Raw genomic sequence first — 24,212 nt, 5'->3', positions numbered from 1 at the left:
GATCCCCCTCAAACCCCCAGAGGCTGTGCAGCAGGAGCGGGGCAGCAGCAGGTTCAGGCGGGATCGATGAACTCCTGGGGCAGGATGCCGAGGTACACCCCTTCCTGGAAGAGAGCCTGCTTGGCGGCAGCGTCCTGGCGCTCCACCGCTGCGGCATACCGGGTGCGCAGCGAGGCCACCATGGCCTCATGGCGTGGATCAGATGCGGGGCGTGGATCGGCGGAACGCACCGTGCCGGCAGGCTGGTGGATCGCCTGGTCAACGCTGGCCATGGTGCGGATCACGGTTCAACCTTTTTCTCGATCTCACTTTAGTCAGGCGTGATCAAGCCTGGGGCCGGCCTGCAGCCGCAGGAGAAGGCGGCCGGTCACATCGCCTACCGCAAGGGGGGCAGACCGACTGCTGGAGTGGCGCCATGGCACCCCAATCCTCCAGCCTGATCGAACGCCAGGCCCTTGCCGAGCTGAACGGCCTCCGCGACGGGCCGGCCGTCGTCCGCCTGGCGGTGCACCTGCTCACCATCGTGCTGACGGGGCTGGTCTGGCGGCAGAGCGGCCTGCCCCTGATCTGGCGAGCGGCCGGACTGGTGCTGAACGGCATCGCCCTGGCCACCTGCTTTGCTCCCCTGCATGAGTGCTGCCACCGCACCGCCTTCCGGAACCGCTCCGTCAACGACAGCGTGGCCTGGCTGGCAGGGCTGCTGAGCTTCTACAACGCCACCTTCTACCGCCGCTATCACCAATGGCACCATCGCTTCACCCACCAGCCCGGGCGGGATCCTGAGCTGGAGGATCCCGTGCCCACAACGCTCGGGGGCTACCTGCTCGAGCTCAGCGGCTGGAACTGGTGGAGCGGCAAGCTGAGGGGGTACGGGCGGCTGCTCTGGGGAGACCTGAGCGCTCTGCCCTACCTCAGCCCCGAGGTGATCCCCGAGGTGCGCCGCTCCGTGCGCCTGCAGTTCCTGGTCTACGGGGTGGTGCTGGCGCTCTCCTGCATCCACGCGAACGGGTTTCTGTTCTGGAGCTGGCTGCTGCCCCTGGCCGTCGGCCAGCCCTTCCTTCGCTTCGTGCTGCTCGCCGAGCACAGCGGCTGCAGTTTCAGCAGCGACGGCCTGGCCAACACCCGCACCACCCTCACGGCGGCTCCGGTGCGCTGGCTGATGTGGAACATGCCCTTCCACGCCGAACACCACCTCTACCCGTCGATTCCCTTCCACGCGCTCCCTGCCGCCCACCACTGGGTCGCCCCCCAGCTGCGCCACCTGGCTCCGGGTTATCTCGCCGTGCACCGCAAGCTGTTGCGCGACCTGCCGGCCCTGGCTCTGCCCGCATGACCAGCACGGCCTCCTGGGTTGAGGCGGACTTCGCCCTGGGACCCTTTCCCCTGAGCTGTGGCCAGGTCATTCCGGAAGCAACGCTGCGCTACGCCACCACCGGCCAGCTGAATGCCGAGCGCTCCAACCTGATCCTGGTGCCCACCTCCTATGGAGCCCGGCCAGCGGACCTCACCTGGCTGGCGGGGCCGGTGCTCGATCCCACCCGCTGGTGCCTGGTGATCGCGGGCATGTTCGGCAACGGCGCCTCGACCAGCCCCAGCCATGGGGCGATGGGTCTGGCCGAGCAGGGCTGGGTGGTGGACCAGCGGGACAACGTCACCGCCCAGCGGCGGCTGCTCTTCGAGGTGTTCGGAGTCGAGCGGCCGGCCCTCGTCTACGGCTGGTCGATGGGCGCCCAGCAGGCCTACCGGTGGGCGGTGGACCACCCCGCGGCCGTGGAACGGATCTGCTGTGTCTGCGGCACGGGCCGCACTTCGCCCCACAACCGGCTGTTCTGCCTCAGCCTGCGCCAGGCGCTCACGGCCGACAGGCACTGGACCGGCAGCGGCTTCAGCGGTGATCCGGTCGAGGGGCTGCGCACCTATGCGCTGATCTATGCCAGCTGGGCCGCGAGCCAGCCGTTCTTCCAGAGCCTCGAGGAACCGGTGGAACAGCACGTGGAAAAGCAGTGGCTGCCGCATTACCGCCGCCACGATCCCCGCGACCTGATCGCCATGCTCGACACCTGGCTGGCCCACGACGTGGCCGATGGTGGGGAGCTGGAGGCGGCTCTCGGCTCGATCACCGCCCGCACGGCCGTGGTGGCGGCCGACCACGACCTCTATTTCACCGTCGCGGATATGGCCGCCGACGCCGCCCGGATTCCCGGCGCCGACCTGCATGTGATCCACTCCGAGTTGGGGCACCGCGCCGGGAATCCCCACAGCAGCCCACCGGAGCAGCACCGGTTGCGGCAGATCGTCGAGGGGCTGCTCAGCAGCTGACCCCACCGACGGCCCAGGCCCGTTCCCGGAGCCCCGCTCCACCTCCGATCACCACGGCCCCCACCATCACCCGACCCATGCCCGATCTCGCCAGCCAGGCCCGCGAGCTGCAGCTCAAGTTCCTGCTGATCTCCTTCACCGACCTGTTCGGCATCCAGCGGGCCAAGCTCGTGCCCGCCTCGGCAATTCCGGCCATGGCCCGCGACGGGGCCGGGTTCGCAGGTTTCGCGGCCTGGCTGGATCTCTCCCCCGCCGATGGCGACGTGATGGCGATTCCCGATCCCGCCAGCCTCACGCCCCTGCCGTGGCAGCCGGAGGTGGGCTGGGTGGCGGCGGAACTGGTGCTGGCCGGCACGCCGATGGCCCAGTGTCCGCGCCGCCTGCTGCGGACCCAGCTGGAGCGGGCGGCGGCCCTGGGCTACGAGCTCCGCAGCGGCGTGGAAGCGGAGTTCTTCCTGCTGGGCGCCGATGGCGCAGGCGTCGCCGATCCGGCCGATCACCAGGAGAAACCCTGCTACGACCAGCTGGCCCTGATGCGCCGCTACGGGCTGATCGGCCCATTGCTGGAAGCGATGGAGGGCCTGGGATGGGGGCCGTACCAGGCCGACCACGAGGACGCCAACGGCCAGTTCGAAGTGAACTGGACCTTCGCCCACGCCCTCACCACCGCCGACCGGCACGCCTTCTTCAAGGTGATGGTGAAGACGCTGGCGGAGCAGCAGGGGCTCAAGGCGAGCTTCATGGCCAAACCCTTCGCCGAGCGCACCGGCAACGGCTGCCACACCCATCTCTCCCTCTGGGGAGCGCCGGGCACAGCCAGCGCCGGCACGAACCTGTTCCATGATCCGGCCGGTGAACTGGGGCTTTCGGCACTGGCCTATCAGTTCCTGGCGGGACTGCTGGAGCACGCCCCGGCCCTGTGCGCCCTCACCAACCCCACGGTGAACAGCTACCGGCGGCTGGCGGCACCACCCACCACGTCCGGGGCCACCTGGAGTCCGGCGGGCATCAGCTACAGCGGCAACAACCGCACCCACATGCTGCGCATCCCCGACGACCAGCGGCTGGAGCTGCGGCTACCCGATGGCTCCACCCACCCCTACCTGCTGCAGGCGGCCATCCTGGCGGCCGGTCTGGATGGCATCGAGCGCCAGCTCGAGCCCGGGCCCCGCCGCGACAACGACAACTACGCCCGCCCGCTGGGGCCGGAGGTCTGCCCGAGCCTGCCCGCCGATCTGGGCGAAGCCCTCGATGCCTTCGATGGCGACAGCCACCTGCGCCAGGCCCTCGGGGAGGAGTTCTGCCAGGCCTACGGCAGGCTGCGCCGCCGCCAGTGGCAGCGCGAACGGGGCGACATCTCCGACGCCGAACGGCGCACGTCGCTCGACTGCTGAGGGCGGCGCACCATCGGTGGCAACGCTGAGGCATTGCCGTGGTGCAAGCCGCGATGCCCGAGCAACCCAAGCCCCCGGGGCTGATCCAGCGTTACCGGGAGGAGCTGCAGACCCGCCACTACGCCCGGCGCACGGTGGCGACCTACGAGCAGTGGCTCAGGAGGTATCTGCGTTTCCACAGCCTGCGGCACCCGAGGGAGATGGGCAGCGCCGAGGTGAACGCCTTTCTCACCCATCTGGCGGTGGATCTTCAGGTAAGTGCTTCCACACAGAACCAGGCGCTCTCAGCCCTGCTGTTTCTCTACCGGGAGCTGCTGGAGCGGGACCTGGAGCTGGAGGGCGTGGTGCGAGCCAGAACGCCGCGGCGCCTACCGGTGGTGCTGACGCTGGAGGAGGTTCGCTCAGTCCTGCAACGACTGAACGGCACGGAGGCGCTGGTGGCCGGGCTGCTGTACGGCAGTGGCCTGCGGTTGATGGAGGCACTGCGGCTGAGGGTGCACGACCTCGACTTCGGCCGACAGGAGCTGACGGTGCGCAACGGCAAGGGCGGCAAGGACCGCCGCACCCTGCTGCCGCAGAGCGTGGCCGAGCGGCTACGCCCCCATCTGCAGGAGGTGAGACAGATCCACCAGCGCGATCTGGCCGATGGCTGGGGACGGGTACACCTTCCCCATGCCCTGGCCCGCAAATACCCCAACGCGGCAGTGGAATGGGGCTGGCAGTGGGTGTTTCCGCAGCAGGGGCGCTGGCGCGATCAAGGCAGCGGTGAAGAGGGCCGCCACCACCTGGATCCCAGCCTGGTTCAGAAGGCCGTGCGCCGAGCTGTTCTGGCCGCGGGCATCAGCAAGCCGGCGACTTGCCACAGCCTGCGCCACTCTTTCGCCACTCACCTGCTCGAGCGGGGCCAGGACATCCGCACGATTCAGGAGTTACTGGGCCACAGCGATCTCAAGACGACCATGATCTACACCCATGTCCTGAATCGGGGGCCACTGGGCGTCTCCAGCCCCGCCGACCTGCTTTGACAACGTGTCAGCCTGAACATGTGGTTATCAGATCCGCATAAAATGCTCACACGAGGCGGCCTGGCCGCGACAACCTTGGCCCGGGAGGCGAAGTGGTACAAGTGGCCAGGGGCGGCCAGGTTGGATAGGCTGACCATGGGAATTGAGCAGAACTGGTTACCGGACCCGTCTATTCAGCGTTCGGTGGTCTTGCCCTGAGTTATGATGCTGGCCAAAGACAGTGGAAGTTGTGTATCAATTGCGGACGGCTTTGAAACACATTGAGTCCATAATCTGTTCGGGGCCTCAATTCAATTAGTGATGCTGTGGCCTAAGAGGAAAGGTTTGTAAAATCCGTGGCGCTATTGCTGCGCCGTTGCCATAAAGCGGTCATGGTTTCTCGCCTGAGTGGCGAATGGCATCCCCTCACCCTTCAGAGCCAAGCCAGCAAGGTCCAGCGGGCGGTAGCCCGTCGGCGCGGGCGCAAGCTGGCGGTTGGGGTGGTCAAGGTGCGTCAGATGGCGGCAACAGCCAGGTCCAATCCCAGCTGATCCAGCCCCCCAGCATCTCCCTGCCCAAGGGGGGAGGGGCGATCCGCGGAATGGGCGAGAAGTTCGCAGCCAACCCTGTTACAGGCACCGGCTCAATGTCGGTGCCGATCGCCACCAGCCACGGCCGCAGTGGCTTCGGGCCCCAACTGAGCCTCAGCTACGACTCCGGCGCCGGCAACGGGCCCTTCGGGTTCGGATGGAGCCTGGCGCTGCCGGCGATCACCCGAAAGACCGACAAGGGCCTGCCCCGCTACCGCGACTGGAGCACCGATCCGCAGGAGGCGGATGTGTTCGTGCTTTCGGGCGCAGAAGACCTGGTGCCGGTGCTGCGCCAGGGGGCCGCAGGGCTGGAGATCCACGACGACCTCATCGACGGCTACCGGGTGCGCCGCTACCGCCCCCGCATCGAGGGACTGTTCGCCCGCATCGAGCGCTGGCAGTGGATTCCCACCGCCACCGACCTTCGCCCCGAGGCCGAGCAGCGGGCCGACGTGCACTGGCGCTCGATTTCAAGGGACAACATCCTCACGATCTATGGCGCCGATGCCAACAGCCGCATCGCCGATCCCGAGGATCCGCAGCGGATCTTCTGCTGGCTGATCTGCGAAAGCCGCGATGACAAGGGCAACGGCATCCGCTATCTCTACAAAGCGGAAGACGGCACTGCCACCCTGCGGCCCGACCAGGACGATCCCTTCCGGGCCGCCCATCAACGCAACCGGGGGGCAAGAACCGCGCCGGCTCGCACCGCCCAGCGCTACCTGCAGCGCATCCTCTACGGCAACCGCACGCCACTGCTCGATGCCCAGGGCCAGCGCCCGCGGCGCCTGCGTGATCTTCCCGCTCCCCCCACCGACACCGCCGCCGATTGGCTGTTCGAGGTGCGCTTCGACTACGGCGAGCTAAACGCGGACGACCCCAGCGGAACGGCGGAGCAGCCCTGGTTCTACCGCCCGGATGCCTTCTCCAGCTACCGCAGTGGCTTCGAGGTGCGCACCTGCCGCCGCTGCGAGCGGGTGCTGATGCTGCACCACATCCCCGATCAAGCCGCCACAACCGATCGCCCCTTCCAGAAGGGGTATGAGGGTGTGGTGCGCAGCACCGAGTTCGTCTACGACGACGAGCTCGATCCCAGCATCGCCAGCAAGCCCGTCTACAGCTTCCTCAGCCAGGTGGTACATCGGGGCTGGAAGCGGGAGGGCGGCACGACCACCACCAAAGCGCTGCCACCGCTGGAGTTCCGCTACAGCCAGCCAACCCTCGGTGAAACCGTGGAGACGGTGGATCCCATCAGCCTGGAGAACCTGCCGGTCGGCCTCGATGGCAGCAGCTACCGCTGGGTTGATCTGCACGGTGAGGGGGTGCCGGGGATCCTGACGGAACAGGCGGGGGTCTGGTTCTACAAGCGCAACCTCAGCCCGTTGAGCCAGCGGCTGCGCAGCGACAACCAGGCCGATGTGGCCAATTTTGCAGCGCTGGAAACGGTGGCTAGCCGACCGAACGTGAGCCTGGCGGCCGGCGCCCAAATCCTCGATCTGGCCGGCGATGGACTGCCGGATGTGGTGTCCTTCAGCGGCCCCATGCCGGGCCTATATGAGCACGACGGTGCCGAGGGCTGGCAGCCCTTCCGCCCGTTCCGACAGCTGCCGAACGTCGACTTCAGCGACCCCAACCTGCGCTTCATCGACCTCGAGGGCGACGGCCACGCCGATCTGCTGATCAGCGAGGGCGATGTGTTCGTGTGGCACCGCTCCCTGGAGGAGCAGGGTTTTGAGGCTGCCCAGCGGCTACCGCTGCCGTGGGACGAAGAGAAAGGGCCACGGGTGGTGTTTGCCGATGGCACCGAAAGCATCCACCTGGCGGACATGAGCGGCGATGGCCAGGCGGATGTGGTGCGCATCCGCGCCGGCGTGCACGGCCGCGAGATCTGCTACTGGCCGAATCTGGGCTACGGGCACTTCGGGGCGAAGGTGTCGATGGACAACCCGCCCCTGTTCGACCATCCGGAACTGTTTGATCCCAAACGGCTACTGCTAGCCGACATCGATGGCAGTGGCACCACGGACATGATCTACCTCCACGCCGAGGGGGTACGCCTCTATTTCAACCAGGCGGGCAACGGCTGGAGCGACGCGGTGCCCCTGAGGGTGTTCCCACCGATCCACAACATGGCCCGGGTTGCCACCCTGGATCTGCTGGGCAATGGCACTGCCTGCCTGGTGTGGTCGACACCGCTGGCTTCCGATAGCGGCCGCCAGATGCGCTACGTGAAGCTGATGGCCGAGGGCAAGCCCCACCTACTCACCACCAGCCTTAACAACCTCGGCGCCGAAACGCGGGTGCAGTATTGCTCCTCGCTGCTCTTCTACCTGGAAGACAAGCTCAACGGCAAGCCCTGGATCACGCGCCTGCCGTTTCCGGTGCACGTGGTAGAGCGCGTCGAAACCTGGGACCAGATCAGCCGCAACCGCTTCGTCACCCGCTACGCCTACCACCATGGCTTTTTCGACGGCGAGGAGCGCGAGTTCCGCGGCTTCGGCATGGTGGAGCAGTTCGACACCGAGGCGTTCGAAGACTATGTCGTGGGCGTGCAGGCACTGGGAGGCGCACAAGAACTGGCGCCTGAGTTGAATCAGCCGCCGGTCACAACCCGCACCTGGTATCACACGGGGGTATTCCTCGACCGACCAAGAATCCTGCATCAGTACCGTCACGAGTACTACCGGCAAGAACAGCACATCCCCGAGCCCTTCCTGCCCGCGGGGCTGAGTGCAGGCGAACTGCGCGAATGCGTTCGTGCCTTGAAGGGTCTGCCGCTGCGGCAGGAGATCTACAGCCACGACGGCTCGGCAGAACAAGAGCACCCCTATACGGTTACCGAAAACAATTTCGAGATTCGCTGGCTGCAGGCACGTGGCAATCAGCGGCACAGCGTCTTCTTTCCGATTGGCCGGGAATCCATCTCGCTCAACTATGAGCGCAATCCGGCTGACCCTCGCATCTCACACACCTTTGGTCTGGATCTCGACGAGTACGGCAACGCCCGCAAGTCCTGCTCGGTCGTGTATGGCCGCAAGATCGCCGACGCTACCCTTCCCGCAGAAGTCACCCACGACCAAGAACACCGCTACATCACGTATGCCGAGAAGGACTACACGCAAGACATCCAGCAAGCCGCGCCGGTCGAAGCCTACCGGTTACGTGTCCCCTTCGAGTCCAGGAATTACGAAATCACCGGCATCGCGCCGGACGACGCATTCTTCCAGTTCGAGGAGATCAAGAACAAGATCGCCGCTGCCGCCCCGATCGACTATGAAGTCGTCGCGGACGGCGTCACGCCGCAGAAGCGATTGCTCTCTCACAGCCGCACGCTCTTCCTCGACAACGCACTGAACCCCTTGCCATTGGGGCAGTGGGACTCGCTGGGTCTCGGACATCAGAGCTACAAGCTCGCCTTCACGCCTGGCGTCACGGCCGCCCACTACGCCGGCAAAGTCAGCAATGCCGAATTCACTGCGGCGGGCTATGTGAACTTTGCGGGTGACACCAACTGGTGGCTACCCTCCGGCACGGCGGTCTATCCAGCGAATCCTCGCGACACTTTCTACCTCCCAATCGGCGCCAAAGACCCGTTCGGCCTGGAGACGATCGCGACCTTCGATCAGCACGTCCTGCTCATCGAAAAGGTAGAAATCAAACAGGCCGCGTGGAATGTCGTCACGGCGGTCAATGACTACCGCGTCCTCGGCCCGGTGCTGATGACCGTCCCCAACGGGAACCGCTCCGCCGTCGAACATGACGAGCTGCGCATGGTGGTCAAGACCGCTGTCATGGGCAAGGCCGGCTCGGTGGACGGCGACACGCTGGCCGACCCGACCACGCGGATGGAATACGAGTTGTTCAACTGGATGAACAACCGCAAGCCCAACTACGTTCACACCTTTGCGCGTGAGCAGCACGGTGCCGGCAATCCCCGCTGGCAGGAAAGCTACACCTATTCCAACGGCAGCGGCGGCGTAGCGATGGTCAAGGCCCAGGCGCACCCCGGCAAGGCATTCAAAGTCAATTTGGACGGCACCAAGGTGGAAGTGGATGCCGATCCGCGCTGGGTGGGCAACGGGCGCACCGTCCTCAACAACAAGGGTAAACCGGTCAAGCAGTACGAGCGGTACTTCAGCACGACGCACGAGTACGAAGACGAATTGGTGCTGCGCGAAATCGGCGTCACGCCCGTTCTCTACTACGACCCGGTTGGGCGCAACATCCGCACGCTGTTCCCGAACGGTACCTTCGCCAAGGTTGAGTTCACGCCTTGGTGGCAGAAGGTCTTTGACGCCAACGACACCGTCAAGCAAAGCCAGTGGTACGCCGACCGCGGCTGTCCCGATCCGACGGCGCAGCCCGAACCGCTGAACGTCCCGGAACGCCGCGCTGCCTGGCTCGCCGCCAAACACGCCGACACGCCGGGCCTCATCCATTTCGACAGCCTAGGCCGCCCGGTCTACGCCGTGTCGGACTACGGCGGTGGCAAGACGGCGGCGGTGCGTTCGGAAAGTGATCTGACCGGACGCTTCTCGAAGATGTTCGACCAGGCACAGCGGGAAGTGGCCAGCGGCTTCGTCGGCATGGCCGGCACAGCCATCGTCGGCGACAGCGCCGAGAAAGGCCACCGCTGGACGTTTCAAAACGTGCTCGGCGCCCTGGTCAAGACCTGGGATGAACATGGCCGCCAGTTCCGCGCCGAGTACGACAACCTGCACCGGCCGGTCAGCACTTTCGTGCAGCAAGCCGGTCAGGCCGAGATCCTCTTCAACTATGTGGTCTATGGCGACCGCCTGGGGCAAGCCACCGCCCAGCCGCTCAATCTGCTCGGCACCGCTCATCTGATCTTCGACCAGGCCGGTATGGTGCGCGTGCCGAAGCTGGACTTCAAAGGCAACCCGGCGTCCGTCGACCGCGTCCTCTCCAAGGATTACAAGAATGATCTCGACTGGAGCGCACTGCCCGGCCAGCCGGATGTCGCCGCCATCCAGGCAGCCGCCGATCCCGCGCTGGAGACCGCCGAAGTCTTCACCGCCAGCTCCCTGTACGACGCACTGAACCGCCCAACCCGGGTTACGTTGCCCGATGCCACGGTCATCGTTCCCACCTACAACGAGGCCAACTTCCTGGCCTCACTCAAGGCGGAGATCCGAGGCCAGGGAAACTTCATCGAGTTCCTGAAGGGCCAGGACTACGATGCCAAGGGCCAGCGCCAATTCGCGCATTACGGCAACGAGGTCTTCACCCGCTACTTTTACGACCCGAAGACCTTCCGCCTGACCAATCTGCTAACCCACAAATCAGGCGCCGAACCGCAGACCCAAGGGCTGCAGAACCTCAACTACTGCTACGACCCAGTCGGCAACATCACCCAGATCCGCGACGACGCGCAGCAGACGCACTACTTCAACAACGCGGTCGTCAAGCCGGAGAGCCTGTACGAATACGACGCGATCTACCAGCTCATCCGCGCCACCGGTCGGGAGCTCGCTGGCGGTGTCAACGACGCCATCCGCACTCACACTGACCTGGATTTCGTCCAACTTCCGCACCCGAACAACGTCGAGGCGGTGCGCAACTACACCGAGGAATACGAATACGACCTGCTGGGCAACATCAAGGCACTGAAGCACCGCTTTCAGTCCCAAGCCGGAGTCGGTGGCGGCTGGACGCGCCACTACCGCTATGCCTTTGACGACGCGCCGGGTAACCGTACCAACCGTTTGACGTCCACCAGCCAGCCCGGCGACCCGGAAGCAGGCCCCTACACCGGCAGCTACGGCTACGACGCCTACGGCAACATGAACCGCATGCCGCATCTGGCGACCATGGACTGGAACTTCATGGACCAGTTGCGGCGGGTGGATCTGGGTGGTGGCGGCACGGCGTATTACGTCTATGGCCTGGGCGGGCAGCGTCTTCGCAAGGTGATCGAGCGCAACGGCAATCTCAAGCTCGAATGGATATTCCTCGGCGCGGTGATGATCCACCGCCGCCGTCGGCGCAACACCAACGATCTGCGCCTGGAACGCTGGACCGTCCACATCAGCGACAACACCGGCCACATTGCGCAGGTCGATACCAAGACGCGGGACGACGACAACGATGATCCGGCGAATCCGCTCAACGTCGCGCTGACTCGCTACCAGTATGCCAATCACCTCGGCTCAGCGGTGTTGGAGACGGATGAAGACGGCAATCCGATCTCCTATGAGGAATATCACCCGTACGGCACGACGGCCTATCGCTCGGCCAAACCGGGAGTCGATCTGAGTCTGAAGCGATATCGATTTAGCGGCAAAGAGCGGGATGACGAAACCGGGTTGTATTACTTTGGCGCGAGGTATTACGCGCCTTGGTTGGGGAAATGGACTAGCAGCGATCCCGCTGGATTCAAGGACGGATTCAACGCTTTCCGCTATTGTAGCAACGCTCCCATCAACTTCCGGGATGCGCTGGGTATGGAAGGCGAGCGAATTTATCAGCTTGGACCGGATTTCGAGCAGGATATACACACCAACACACCTGAAGCGCGAGCGAGGCTCGAAGGTGCCCTAACAGGACAGATCGTTGAAGAGAACGGGACTTTGTATCAGATCGACCGGCCGACACTAGAATGGCGCAGCAATCAGGTCGGTTGGTATTTCAATGCCCGGTCATCCGACATTTCGATCGTTGGCGAATCAATCACGTTCGAAGACAAAGTCATTACTCCTTCAACGCCTTCCGAAACGCTATCTTCGCCTGAAGAGCCACCTGCTCAAGAGCGTTCTGCTCCGCCGAGTGATGATGGTAGTTCAGAAGGAATATCCGATAGCGAAAGAGAAGGAGCGCTAGACGCTGTTCAAACTGCGCTAGATGTCTTCAGCATGACGGATATTCCCATTGCCAGTCAGGTTGCGGATTTGGTCAATGCGGGCATTTCTTTGGGGCGCGGTGATTACCTTGGTGCTGCTCTTGGCGTAGCCGCAATGATTCCGGGCATTGGCTCAGCCGCGACTGCGGCGAGGATGGCTCGGCGGGCATCTCATGTCGTTGAAACGGGAGTCGATGTGGCTCGGGCCGTCGATCGAGCCACCGATATAGCTCGCTCTGCTGATCGAGGTGCGGTTACTGCGCGTGCGGCGGATCGTGCGACAGACGCTGCTCGAAGTCGGGTATTCATTGATACATCGGTTTTGGTTGAGATTGGACGGGGTACCGAACGTGGTGCGGAACTTGAGCGTCAATTGCACGCAGCGAGGTCGACAGGAATTGACTTTGCGATACCAAGGCCGGCCATTTCAGAAATAACCAATCCAGCACAGCGCAGAGTAGTAGAGGGTCTTGGATTACCAATTGATGAAGGGCTTGGTATGGCAAGCCGCATATCCGATTACGAGCGCGTAGCGGAAAGGGGAATACTTTTTGAGGGACTGACCGGGAGAGGTCGAGTGTCAGGAGATTTAGTTATCGGGGCTCACACGCGAGCTGGCGGTGGCTCGTTGTGGACAATCGACGAACGGCTATTCCGTCCACCAGGGGGGGCAGATCTCCTGTTGGGCGTTCCTAGGTGGACGCCGTAATCGCACTAGCACCTAGCAACAAATGGGAGTTTACCGCGCGCCCCTGCGTTGATTATTGGAGATAAGCAGCATGGAACTCAAACTATTCGCCGACCTGATCGACGCCCTCGGCAAAGTCGCCGGTGGCCTGAAGGCCATTGTCAACCTGCCCAAGGCCGAGCGCGAGACGATGCGCCGGACGCTGGACGAAACCTATCGCCTGATCGACACCACGCTAAACATGGTGATCATCCGGCTGGGTGACATCCAACTTCAGCAATCCGACGACGACCTCCTGCGCGAAGTCGCCCGGCTCGAGAACTACGACGAGTGGATGCAGGCCGAGCGTGAGCTTCGCCTTTGCCGCAGCCTGCGCATCGCCCTGCGCGAGACGGAAACGCTCGTCGGGCATCTAGCTGGCACGGTGAGCACCAAGGACTGGGACGCTCTGCTTCTGCAGATGCAGTCCATCCTCGCCACCGAGGGCGAAGTTGCGCTGTTCATCGGCCAAAAATTCCAGCAACTCGCCAATGACGCCCGCAGCGTCATACAGGACATGAAGCAAGCACCATCCATCCGCGACGCCTTGGCCGACTTCCGTGCCTCACTCGTTGCAGAACGACAAGCACTGATCAAACAAGAACTCGAGCTCTACGAAATCGTGTAACGACCCGGATCGAAGGAGGCCCCGACATGAACAAGATCGTATTTCCGTTGAAGCCGCAGATGCAGCGGCCAACGGTCGCGGATGCGTAAGATGGTCTGTTGTTTCTGCTCGATAAGGACCTCCTACTTCGGGAAAACGAAGGAGCGCGGCGCGATCTGGCTTCAACGCTGAAGCAGGAACGTGAGAGGCAGGCCTTCGCAGGCGCCACAGGCAAGCTGGTAGGCATAATCCAGAAGGAGCATGGCCTGCAAGCCGCCGGCGACGCGGACGAGTGCACGTCCCCGGCGCTGAACACAGACATCTTCCAGGAAGAAGTACTACCCGCGCCCGAGTTTCAGTATCTGGTTCCCGGGCAGGGATGGGTTTCGTCCTCCAGGCGGAAGACAGCATAACAATCACAACAGGCCAGATTCACCACGCTCAGGCACTCGCTGAGCCGGTCTGGATCGAGGTTTTCTGAGATTTGCCCTGGCATGCCGACGACCATTGAGACCTGACCTGATGATTGCTGAGCGCTATGACTCCCGTCCGGCTCTACTACTACTCCTACGCCACCTTCACCAATCAGCAACTTCCCTTGCTGAAGGTGACGGCCGTCTGGTTTGACGAGCTGGTGATCCTCGATCCCATCGGCGCTTGCCTCCATACCATCGGCGTGGATCCAGCCCTCAGCGAGGCGGTGCAACGGCTGCGTCAGGAGGGGATTCTGAGGGTCGTTGACCCAGCCACCGTGCTGTAGGCCTATGAAGGGCCCATGGTGGCCGCGATCCGCGCCGATCTGGCCGATCCCGCCTTCCTGCAGCTCTGCCAGGGTCATGCCGAGGCCACGGGCCACCAGCGCTGGACCCTGTCTTTGGTCAAGGTGCTGCAGGATCTTCAGGCTGATCTGGCCCTGCGCCACCTGCATTACCTGACACTTCAGGCCGCTGTTGCCATAAACGGGACATGCACCGGGTCCTCCTGGTGCCCCACCTCAGAAGCCTATGGCTGCCTCCCCAACCCCGGCTGCGGCGAGCGGCTGGCAACAGACCACTCGCAACATCGCCATCGGCAGGGGTAAGACGAACCGTTCCGTCAGCTCCTTTTCGAAGGCCAGACGGGTTCTCGGGCCGCTCAGCGTCGCCTACAGGGTCTATCCCAGCTACCCCGCGCTGCGCGATGCCGCGACCGAGGACAAGGCCTGCGTCACGACGGGCAAGGTCGTGTACTTCGCGGCGGGCGCCGTCGGCTTCGCCGTAGGTTTCGAGGCCACCGCGTTCCTGGTCGGGCTCGCCTTCTCGCACCCGATCGGCTGGGTCGCGATGGGCCCGACGCTCATCGGCAGCGCGATCTGCGCCTATCTCTTCTCCGAGGGGGGCGGGGCCGGTGTGAACGCGGCCAGGGGGCACTAGCGATGCCCGATGGCCCAGATCTTGATTGAAAGGACTTTCAGATGGAAAAGATCGTCCCCCCAATTTCGCGCAAGATGAAGAATGCCGTTGTAGCGAACCTGCACGCGGCGCTGAGGGCCCTCGGCGGGTCCCTGCCCGACACCGAGACGAGCAAGAGCTATTACGGCACCGGTACCGCGAAACGCGTCGCCGTTCTGCAGAAGGCCGCCGGGCTCGAGCAGACCGGCGAGGTGGACAACGCGACGGCGGACCATCTCAACCGGAAGCTGGCCGAAAGGGGCCTTCTCGGCGATGCGCCACCCCGCCGAGATAGTGGGGTTTCCGGCGGCGGCACGCGCCTGCCCGGTGGCGGCGGCACGACCCGCCGGCCGCCTTTCTTCGGCGGCGGCGGCGGGCGGAACGGCAACACGGGCCAGCCCGAACCGGTCCACGTCTTCGGGCGCGTGATCTCGCAGAAGGGGCGCCCGGAACAGGGGGTGGTGACGATCTTCCGCGCCGCGTTCCGGGCCGAGGAAAAACTGGTCGAGGTCGAAACGGACCAGGAGGGCCGATACGAGGCCGATCTGACCCACGATCCCGCCACCGGCCCGCTCAACATTCTTGCCCGGATCACGCTGAAGGACGGCACGACCATCGCCTCGGACCTCGTCTTCGACGCCGCGGGGAAGGTTGAACTGAATCTCAACGCCGCGGGTCGTCCGATCCCGGCCCAAAGCGCCTTCGAGGAGATCGAGGCGAATATCCGCCCGGTCATCGGTTCTGCGGCCATCGCGTCGCTGCGCGAGACCGCGACCCAGACCGACATCACCTACCTCGCGCAGGACCGCAAGCTCGACCCCGAGATTCTGTCCCGCCGCGCGATGGCCGAACGCATCGGCAAGGCGCAGAAGATCGCCCCCGAAGTGGTCTTCGCCTTCCTCGCGCAGGGCGAACCTGCTGTTCTGCCCGGCTCCACCCTGACCGCGACGCCGACTCAGGTCGCGGCTGACGACCTCGAGAGCCGGGTCTTTGCCGGGATCGTCACCCTCGACGAACAGACCCAGCGGCGGATCCTCCAGAAGGCAATCGACAAGGACCTTGTGCCCTTCGACACGACCGGGGCCGTCGACGCCGCGATCGAGATCCTGCGCGCACGTCGGGGGCCGGTGCTGGCCGACGCGCCGTTCGGGGCAGGCAAGAAGTCGATGAACGACCTGTTGGGCGCCACCTCCCTCACCCAGAACCAGCGCACGACTTTCGTGGACTACGCGATGAAGGTGCAGGACGAGGGCGGCCTGCTCTGGGAGGCGCTGGAAATGAACAAGGCGATCCCGGCCGCCAAGCTCAGGGACGCGCGCGCCACCTTCGCCTTCGGCGCGATGTCAAAGAACCACATCCCCTTCATCGAATACGCCAAGGCCGCCCTGCCCGACGAGATGACCGAGGAACCCGGACGAGCCGCCGCCCTGTCGCTGCAGGAGTGGAAGACCTTCCTGGAAAAGGGCGTCTCGGAGGGCAAGCCGGTGATCCCGGTCAATATCGACGGCCAGACCGAGGCGGATCGCGTCGGCGCCTTCGCGCAGATGCTGATGGAGCGCGCCGAGGACAATTACCCCACGATGGCAACCATCGGCCGCATCCGCGACCGCGACGACGTGAAGCTCGCCGCCGCCGGAGAGCTGGTCGCGGCCGTGTCGAAGGTTCCTGACATGAATCTGCGGACGCTGAACATCAACGCGGTGCGGCTCGGGCGCGATGCGGCGCTTGGGGAGGAGATGCTGGCCAGGACGCTGCGCGACACGGTCAAGATCGTCTCGGACCTGTCGGACGAGGCGGTCGCCGACCTCAAGCGCACGCAGCGGGCCGTGCGCCTTGCCCCGAACGCCACTGCGGCCGCGGCGCTGCTGGCCACAGGGCAGGATTCGGCCCACCTGATCCACAAGCGCGGGCGCAGCAACTTCATCGCCGACGCGGTCAAGGCGGGGATGACCGACCTGCAGGCCGGGCAGACCTTCAACCGCGCCAAGGCGAGCTATGGGTATCTCATCGCCCGCTTCCTCGAATACCGGCTCGATCTCGACAAGGCTTCGCCCGCGGCGGTGGGTGGCGCGTGGAAAGGCGACGACCTGATCGCCGAGATCGAGAACGACCCCTCGCTGCGGACGCTTTTCGGTTCCCTCGACAGTTGCAGCTGCGAATGGTGCGAGAGCGTGCACGGCCCGGCGGCCTATCTGACCGACGTGCTGCGCTGGCTCAGCGAACGGAGGGCGAGGAGCGGCAGTGGCTTCGCAAGCGCCCGGGCGGTGCTGGAAGACCGGCGGGGTGACATCCCCGACATCCTGCTGAACTGCCAGAACACCGACACGGTGATGCCCTACATCGACCTGGTGAACGAGGTGCTGGAAGAGGCCGTCTCGCCCACCGGCTCGGCGCGGCAGTCGACCTGGCGCAGCGAGGAGCTTATGGCCGAGCCCGAGCATGTCAACGATGACGCCTATGCCCTGCTAGCGGGGGCATCGCACGCGCCCGGTCTGCCCTTCGACCTGAGCGACACAGAGGCGCGGACCTATCTCGCTCATCTGCGCCTGACCAGGGCCGGGGTGATGGAGGCGTTCCGCATGCAGAGCATCAGCCTGCCCTCCGAGCGCGACATCGCCGCGGCTTTCTTCGGCATCGCTAAGGCGCAGAGCAACATCATCACCTCCGAGGCCCCCGGCGCCCAGGCCACGTTCTGGGGCTACAGCGCACCCGGCGAGATGATCCCCAGCGCCCCGGCCCAGATGCTGATGGCGCGTGCGGACATCTCTTACACCGATCTGGCGGAGCTCCTGGAAGTCGAATTCGTGAACGGCATCGCACCGCGTTCGACCTTCCAGCCGGAGTTCGAATGCGACCTGATCGACCGCCGGGTCACGCGGCTTTCGGTCGAGCGGCTCGACCGGATGAACCGCTTCATCCGTCTCTGGCGCCATCTTGGCTGGAAGATGTGGGAGCTCGACCGCGCGATCATGGCGATGGGCGGCGTGCTCAACGACGCGACGCTGGTCGGACTGATGCGGCTGCAGAAGATCCGCGACGCCTGGCGGCTTTCCGTGCAGGAGGCGCTTGCGCTGATCGCGCCGCTCGACACTCGGGTGCGCGGCTGGCTGACGGGGGACGGACGGTCGCTTTACACCGACCTCTTCGAGGATCCCGCGGTGCAGAACCCGCCCGATCCCCACCTCTCCATCGCCGCCGTGACCGCCGCGTTGCCGCCCGCGCTGATCGGCGACAAGGCGGCGATCCTCTCGGCCAGCATCGCCATCACCGCCGCCGATTTCGCGCTTCTCGTCCCCAGGGCCGCCGATCCCGTCATCGCCCTTCCCGTCGCGGGCGACCGCGCGTCGCTTGGCGCCATCTCTCAGCTCTACCGCTTCGCGAGGCTGGCCAAGGCCCTTCGGCTGCGGGTGTCCGAGCTGCTGGACTTCGCCCGCCTTGCCGGGGCGCCGCTGAATGCGGGCGGGCGGGTCGATCCCTTCCAGACGGTACAGACCCTGACCGATTTCCTGACGATGTTCAGCCGTCACTCGGCGAGCGGTCTTGCCATCGGGGAATCGCGCCACGCCACGACCTTCTGGCCCGAGTCCGCCTTCGGCGCTGGGGACAGCGTGATCTCGGCCAATGTCGAGGAAATCCGCACCGCACTTGCTGACCTTCGGGCCGAGACCATCGCGCCCGCGGAGGAGCGCGCCGCCGCGCTCGAGCGGCAATTGCCTGGGGTTGCGGGCTTCGAGGATGCAGCGATCCGCGCAACCGCCATCGCGATTATCGACGACAGCTATGCCGACTCGCTCGCCAACCGAAACGCCTTCATAACCAGCCATTTCGGCGCGCTGATGCCGATGGCCGCGGCCATCGCCGCCTTCGCGCCTTATGGCGGACCGCCCGCCGGCCGCGATGCGGCGGTCGATGCGCGCAGGCTGATCGCGTTGCAGGCGGTCTACAACGCGCTTGCCCGCACAGCGATCACCGCCGCCGTGGCAGGCCAGAACGGGGCCGAGGCCGAGGCGGCCGATTTCCTGAGCTGGACCATGCAGCGAAGCGGGCTCGACAGCCTCGCCGCGCTAATCCTGGCCGAGAGCGACTTCCTCACGCGCACCGCTGATGACAGCGCCTACCTCCTGGCCGCCGACAGCACCGACATGCCCGATATCTTCGAGGCGGCGCAGCTCGTGGACAAGCTCGCCTTCATCAAGGACGCGCTCGGGTGGAGCGATGCACGGCTGAGGTGGTTCGTCAGCAACGAAGGGAGCTTCGGGTTGCCACAGCTGACCGCGCTCCCCGTCAAGGCGGGCGACGGTCCCGCCGCCTTCGCGGAGTGGCTGACGCTGCTGCGCTGGACGCAGGTCATGAACTCCTTCCCGGACACCGACGCCCTTTCGCTGCCCGACATCCTCGGCCAGGTCGGAAGCGCGGGTTACGGCGCCACGCAACTGGCCGAAGACCTCGCCCTCTGGACCCGGCGCGCACCCGAGACCGTGTCGGGCGCCATCGTCGAGCTTGCGCTATCCAATCCCGGCGATTTCCACACGGTCGGCGCCTACGAGCGGCTCCTGACCGCGCTAGAGGTGATCAAGCTCGCCGGCGTGACTCCGGCGCAGCTCACCGCTTGGGCACAGCCTGCCGTGACCCCGGCCGTGGCACAGGGAATCAAGCTTGCCGCCAAGGCGCGCAATTCCCTCGACGAATGGCTGAAGAACGCGCCGCCGCTGCAGGACCGCCTTCGCGAGGCCAAGCGCGTGGCGCTCATCACCTACCTGACGACCCGTCCCGCCTCAGCCGGGCCGTCCTGGCCCGACGCGAACGCCCTGTTCGCGCATTTCCTGATCGACCCCGAAATGACCGCCTGCCGCAAGACCTCGCGGCTGGTGCAAGCCACGGGTTCGGTACAGCTTTTCGTGCAGCGCTGCCTGATGAACCTCGAACCCGCTGTGCTCGCCGATGGCGATGCCGACGATGGCTGGAACGATTGGGACTGGATGTATGCCTATCGCCTCTGGGAAGCCGCGCGGAAGGTCTTCCTCTGGCCGGAAAACGTGATCCGGCCCGAGCTGAACCGGATGAAATCCCCTGCGCTTCTGCAGCTCGAACAAAAGCTGTCGCAGATGGAGATGACCGAGGAGAACGCCGAGATCGCAATGGAGCAATACCTCGAGACGCTCGACGGCATCGCGAACATGGACGTCGTTGCCTTGCACGAGGAATCGACTGGGCGCGACCGCCTTATCCACACGCTTGCCCGTACGAAGGGCCAGCCTCAGACCTACTACTACCGCCAGCGGGTCTTTCCCAACAACGCTGCCTCGGCCTACTGGACCCCGTGGGAGAAGCTCGACATCGAGATCGGCGGCATCCCGATCTTCGGCTTCATCAACCGCAAGCTGCACCTCTTCTGGCTGTTCTTCACCAAGAAGGACGACCCGACCCAGCTCATGCCGCCTTCGACGGCGTCGAGCGATCCGCCGCCCGACACGATCAACATGTGGGAAATCCAGCTGTGCTGGTCGGTCCGGCGGCAAGGTATATGGCAGCCCGCGCAGATGGGCGAACGCAAGTGGTTCTACCCGCAATACCGGCCCAAGCGCAGCTTCCACCTGCGCACCGCGGCCTATGCCGGCGACCGGCTGGCGATCAACATCTTTGTCTCGACCTCACCGGAATTCAACGACTACTTGCCCCTAACCTATCTCGAAGGCCTCGGAACTCACCGCTGGCCACGGGACTGGGTCGACGTCACACCACTCTTCCTTCCGATCCCCATCCCGATCCCGCATAACGAGGACACGCGACCTTTCCATATCGCGCGCTTCGTTTTCAAGCGTGATGTGGACGAGATCCAGATGACCAATCGCGCCGGATTCCTGACCCGCATCTTAAATGGCGAGTACGGGGCCGAGGCCGCCGAGATGAAGGAGCTCACAAGTCCGCTCACCGACCTGACCATGCCGACCGACATGAAATATGTCGGCCAGACGATCCAGAACCAGTCGGACAACGCCTCCAACCTTCACGTGCTTCCCTCGACCGGCCCGGCCCTGCGGCTGGACAGTGGCAAGCTCCTCGACAATGCGCCCGCGCCGTTCGGCATTGTCACGTCGTCGCAGCGGGCTCAGTTCGATTCCACCCGGCCCTTCTTCTACACCGACCGAGAGCGCAGCTTTTTCGTGCGGCCCACGAAGGAATGGCGCGTGGATCATTCCTTTACGACCGAGGAGCCGTCGCTGTCGGGGGTTTCCGACTACAGGGTTAAATACACCTTCGACCGCAATTACCACCCGTTCACCGGCTTCTTCCTCGACGAACTGGCTACAGGCGGGCTGCGCGGATTCTTCAGGCGCTCGACCCAGCTTTCGCCCCCTTCGACCTTCGCCTTCGCCGATTACGCCCCCGAACGACTGGTCACTGCCGACCATGCGAACGACATCGTGGATTTCGGGTTCTCGGGCACCTATTCGCTTTACAACTGGGAGGTACTATTTCACGCGCCATTCCTGATCGCGAACCGGCTGTCTGAGAACCAGCGGTTTGACGAGGCGCTGAACTTCCTGCGCTACATCTTCAATCCGACCAATGCCGGCAGCGATCTCGCACCGCAGCGTTTCTGGATCACGAAGCCCTTTTACCAGATGAGCTCTGCAGCCTATAAAGGCAGCCGGATCGAGCGCCTACTGGAGCTCGTCAACGGCGGGTCTGCAACCCACATAGCGCAAGTTGAGCAATGGCGCAACGACCCTTTCGATCCCCACATGCTCGCCCGGCTGCGGCCCGTCGCCTATCAGCGTGCTGTGTTGATGGCTTATATCGGCGCCCTACTGGACTGGGGCGACAAGGAATTTCGTCGCTTCACCCCCGAGAGCCTCAACCTTGCCACGCAATACTATGTGCGGGCGCAGGACCTGCTGGGACGGCGACCCGAGACGGTTGCGGTTGAGAGGCGCACCGCGGCGAAAAGCTTTCGCGAGGTCGAGACAGATCTCGACGCGTTCGGCAACCTCCTGTCCGAGGTCGAGAACCTGCTGCCGCCTCCGCCCCCCGGTGGCCCCGGCGGGTCCGAACCGCTGCCCCCGACCACGATCTTCTATTTCTGCATCCCCGGAAACGACAAGCTCCTTGGCTACTGGGACCGAGTGGAGCGCAACCTCTTCAACCTTCGCCATTGCCGCGACATCGAGGGTGTCGCCCGGCCCCTCCCACTTTTCGCGCCGCCGATCGACCCGGCGATGCTGGTGCGCGCGGCGGCCGCGGGCATCGACCTCTCGACGCTGGCGGGCGGAGCGGCCTCGGCGATGCCGAAATATCGCTTCCGCTTCATCCTCCAGCGCGCATACAACTTCGCCACCCAAGTCGAGCGCTTGGGTGCAGCCCTGCTTTCCGCACTTGAACGCAAGGACGAGGCGGCGCTGGCAGAGCTACGTGAAAGCCACGTGGCCGAAATCCACGCGCTTCGCGAAGACATCGCGGCGCTCCGGATCGATGAGGCCGAGGCCGAGTTGGACCGGCTGAAGGAAGCCAAGAAACTCGTCGGACTGCGCGAAACATTCTACAAGAAGAAGACCGAAACACCGGTGGGTGTATTGGAAGGGATTGGCCTCGGCCTGAAGAGCACGAGCTTCGTTCTGAGCGGCATCTCCTTCGCGCTGAAGGCCGCGAGCGGCGGGCTGTACTGGATACCCGAAGTCCAGGGCGGCGCCTCTGGCGTGGGCGGCAGCCCGCATGCCACGGTCAAGGTCGGCGGCAAGCAGGCGGGCGACAGCACCAAGACGCTGTCCGACGGCTTCAAGGTGCTGGCCGATCTGGCTGACAAGGGTGCCGAACTGAGCTTCAAGATCCAGTACTTCTTCGACCGTCACAAGGAGTACGAACATCAGCTTACGCTTGCGGAACAGGAGATCGTCGAGATCGAGAAGCAGGAGGCCAAGGCTGAGATTCTCAAGCAGATCGCCGAGCGGGAGGCCGATGTCGAGAAGCTGCATTCCGAGAACGCCGAGGCGACGCTGGGTTTCCTGCGGTCGCGCTACACCAACAAGGAGCTTTACGACTGGCTGATCGCGCAGCTTTCAACGGTCTATTTCCAGACTTACCAGACCGCCTTCGACATGGCGCTCGCCGCCGCGGCCTGCGCCGAACGCGAGGTAGGGCTGATCGGCATGAACTACATCAAGTTCGGCTACTGGGACAGCTTGCGCAAGGGCCTGATGTCGGGCGAGAAGCTGAGTCAGGACCTCAGACGGCTCGAGGCGGCCTACATCGACCGCAACCAGCGGCTCTACGAGATCCAGAAGGACGTCTCTGTGGCGCTTCTGGATGCGGAGGCCCTGCTGACCCTCCGTGCGACAGGCGCCTGCGAGATTGAGGTGCCCGAGCTGATCTTCGACTGCGACTATCCTGGCCACTACAAGCGGCGCATCAAGTCGGTCGCGATCTCCATCCCAACAGTCGCGGGCCCTTACACCTCGGTCAATTGCAAACTGACGCTACTACGCGACGAGACACGCCTCAACACCAACCTCGCGCCGGGCTATCCGCGCACCTCGATGGCCGATGACGAACGCTTCGCCGACAACTGGGCGGTGACCAATGCCATTGTAACCTCGAAGGCGATCAACGACCCTGGGCTCTTCCAGCTCGATCTCGAAGACGACCGCTACCTGCCCTTCGAGGGCGCAGGGGCCGTGGGCCGCTGGCGAATCGACCTGCCGGCCGACACCAACGCCTTCGCGATCGATTCGGTTTCAGACGTTGTGCTGCACCTCCGCTATACCGCAATGGAAGGCGGCGAGACGCTGGCCGAGGCGGCGCGCGCGGTCGCCTCGCAGCGCCCGGTAGCGCAGAGCGCCAGGATCCTGCGACTCGACCAGACCTTCGCCGCGGCGTGGGAGGTTCTCGTCTCAGCCCCCGCCGCGGGGCTGGACCAGGCGATGACCTTTGCCTTCACCAAGGAGCACTTGCCCTATCTCGACAGGGTCCGCGACCTTAAGGTGACGTCTATCCTCCTCTCAGCGGTGAACGCAGTCAGTGACCTGACCGCCGAGATCACGGCGCCGGGTGGCATCGTCGCAACCGTCATGATGACGCCGGACGGCGACCTGGGCGGACGCATCTCGGGCGATACCGCGGGCATCTTCGCGGCGGGTGTGCCACTAAGCGACTTCACGCTGAAGCTGCGCAGGTCGTCTGCCACGGACAACCGCTCCTTGACCAAGGCTGATCTGTCAGGGCTGCACGCCGTCATCTTCTACGACGCAGAGCTGCCGTGATGGAACAGGACCTACAAACTACGAC

General features: G+C 64.7%; 12 protein-coding genes. 11 read left to right on the top strand and 1 reads right to left on the bottom strand.

The genetic code is table 11. The features are described 5' to 3' along the window. Positions 1–53: 53 nt before the first annotated feature. Positions 54–272 carry a hypothetical protein gene (locus ACLNEE_RS08915; protein ID WP_412007004.1) on the bottom strand — a complete coding sequence of 73 codons (219 nt, stop codon included), beginning with the start codon at positions 270–272 and terminating at the stop codon, positions 54–56. 143 nt (positions 273–415) lie between these two features. Here ACLNEE_RS08915 and ACLNEE_RS08910 point away from each other — a divergent pair, with 143 nt between their 5' ends. From ACLNEE_RS08910 to ACLNEE_RS08860, 11 genes are all read left to right on the top strand, one after another. Then, positions 416–1,333 carry a fatty acid desaturase gene (locus tag ACLNEE_RS08910; protein ID WP_411421454.1) on the top strand — a complete coding sequence of 306 codons (918 nt, stop codon included), beginning with the start codon at positions 416–418 and terminating at the stop codon, positions 1,331–1,333. Then, positions 1,330–2,319: an alpha/beta fold hydrolase gene (locus tag ACLNEE_RS08905; protein WP_411421453.1), complete on the top strand. Its 990-nt coding sequence runs from the start codon at positions 1,330–1,332 to the stop codon at positions 2,317–2,319. Before ACLNEE_RS08910 ends, ACLNEE_RS08905 begins: the two co-directional genes overlap by 4 nt. 77 nt (positions 2,320–2,396) lie before the next feature. After that, positions 2,397–3,713 carry a type III glutamate--ammonia ligase gene (glnT, locus tag ACLNEE_RS08900; protein ID WP_411421494.1) on the top strand — a complete coding sequence of 439 codons (1,317 nt, stop codon included), beginning with the start codon at positions 2,397–2,399 and terminating at the stop codon, positions 3,711–3,713. Positions 3,714–3,751: 38 nt separating this feature from the next. After that, positions 3,752–4,738 carry an integron integrase gene (locus ACLNEE_RS08895; RefSeq protein WP_459382402.1) on the top strand — a complete coding sequence of 329 codons (987 nt, stop codon included), beginning with the start codon at positions 3,752–3,754 and terminating at the stop codon, positions 4,736–4,738. Between the two features lie 580 nt (positions 4,739–5,318). Further along, entirely contained in the window at positions 5,319–12,875 is a 7,557-nt protein-coding gene (locus ACLNEE_RS08890; protein WP_411421451.1) for a SpvB/TcaC N-terminal domain-containing protein, read from the top strand. A 70-nt stretch (positions 12,876–12,945) separates the two neighbouring features. Continuing rightward, a complete protein-coding gene (locus ACLNEE_RS08885; protein ID WP_411421450.1) occupies positions 12,946–13,521 on the top strand; it encodes a hypothetical protein in 576 nt (191 codons plus the stop codon). 98 nt (positions 13,522–13,619) lie between these two features. Continuing rightward, complete coding sequence (locus ACLNEE_RS08880; RefSeq protein WP_411421449.1) at positions 13,620–13,913, top strand: hypothetical protein; 294 nt, start codon at positions 13,620–13,622, stop codon at positions 13,911–13,913. A gap of 125 nt (positions 13,914–14,038) precedes the next feature. Then, positions 14,039–14,260, top strand: a complete 222-nt coding sequence (locus ACLNEE_RS08875; protein WP_411421448.1) for a hypothetical protein — start codon at positions 14,039–14,041, stop codon at positions 14,258–14,260. Between the two features lie 15 nt (positions 14,261–14,275). Further along, on the top strand, positions 14,276–14,581 hold the full coding sequence (locus ACLNEE_RS08870; protein WP_411421447.1) for a hypothetical protein: 306 nt from the start codon (positions 14,276–14,278) through the stop codon (positions 14,579–14,581). Beyond that, positions 14,505–14,912 (top strand): hypothetical protein, encoded by a 408-nt coding sequence (locus ACLNEE_RS08865; RefSeq protein WP_411421446.1) that lies wholly within the window; start codon positions 14,505–14,507, stop codon positions 14,910–14,912. The genes ACLNEE_RS08870 and ACLNEE_RS08865 overlap by 77 nt, the downstream gene beginning before the upstream one ends. Before the next feature lie 74 nt (positions 14,913–14,986). Continuing rightward, complete coding sequence (locus ACLNEE_RS08860) at positions 14,987–24,187, top strand: Tc toxin subunit A-related protein (RefSeq protein WP_411421445.1); 9,201 nt, start codon at positions 14,987–14,989, stop codon at positions 24,185–24,187. The last annotated feature ends 25 nt before the right edge of the window (positions 24,188–24,212 follow it).

Origin of the sequence: Aphanothece stagnina RSMan2012, assembly GCF_046764815.1 — a bacterium.
In the GTDB taxonomy this organism is placed as follows: Bacteria; Cyanobacteriota; Cyanobacteriia; order PCC-6307; family Cyanobiaceae; genus NIES-981.
Note: the sequence above shows the minus strand (reverse complement) of the source record. Positions and strands in the feature narration are given on the sequence as shown.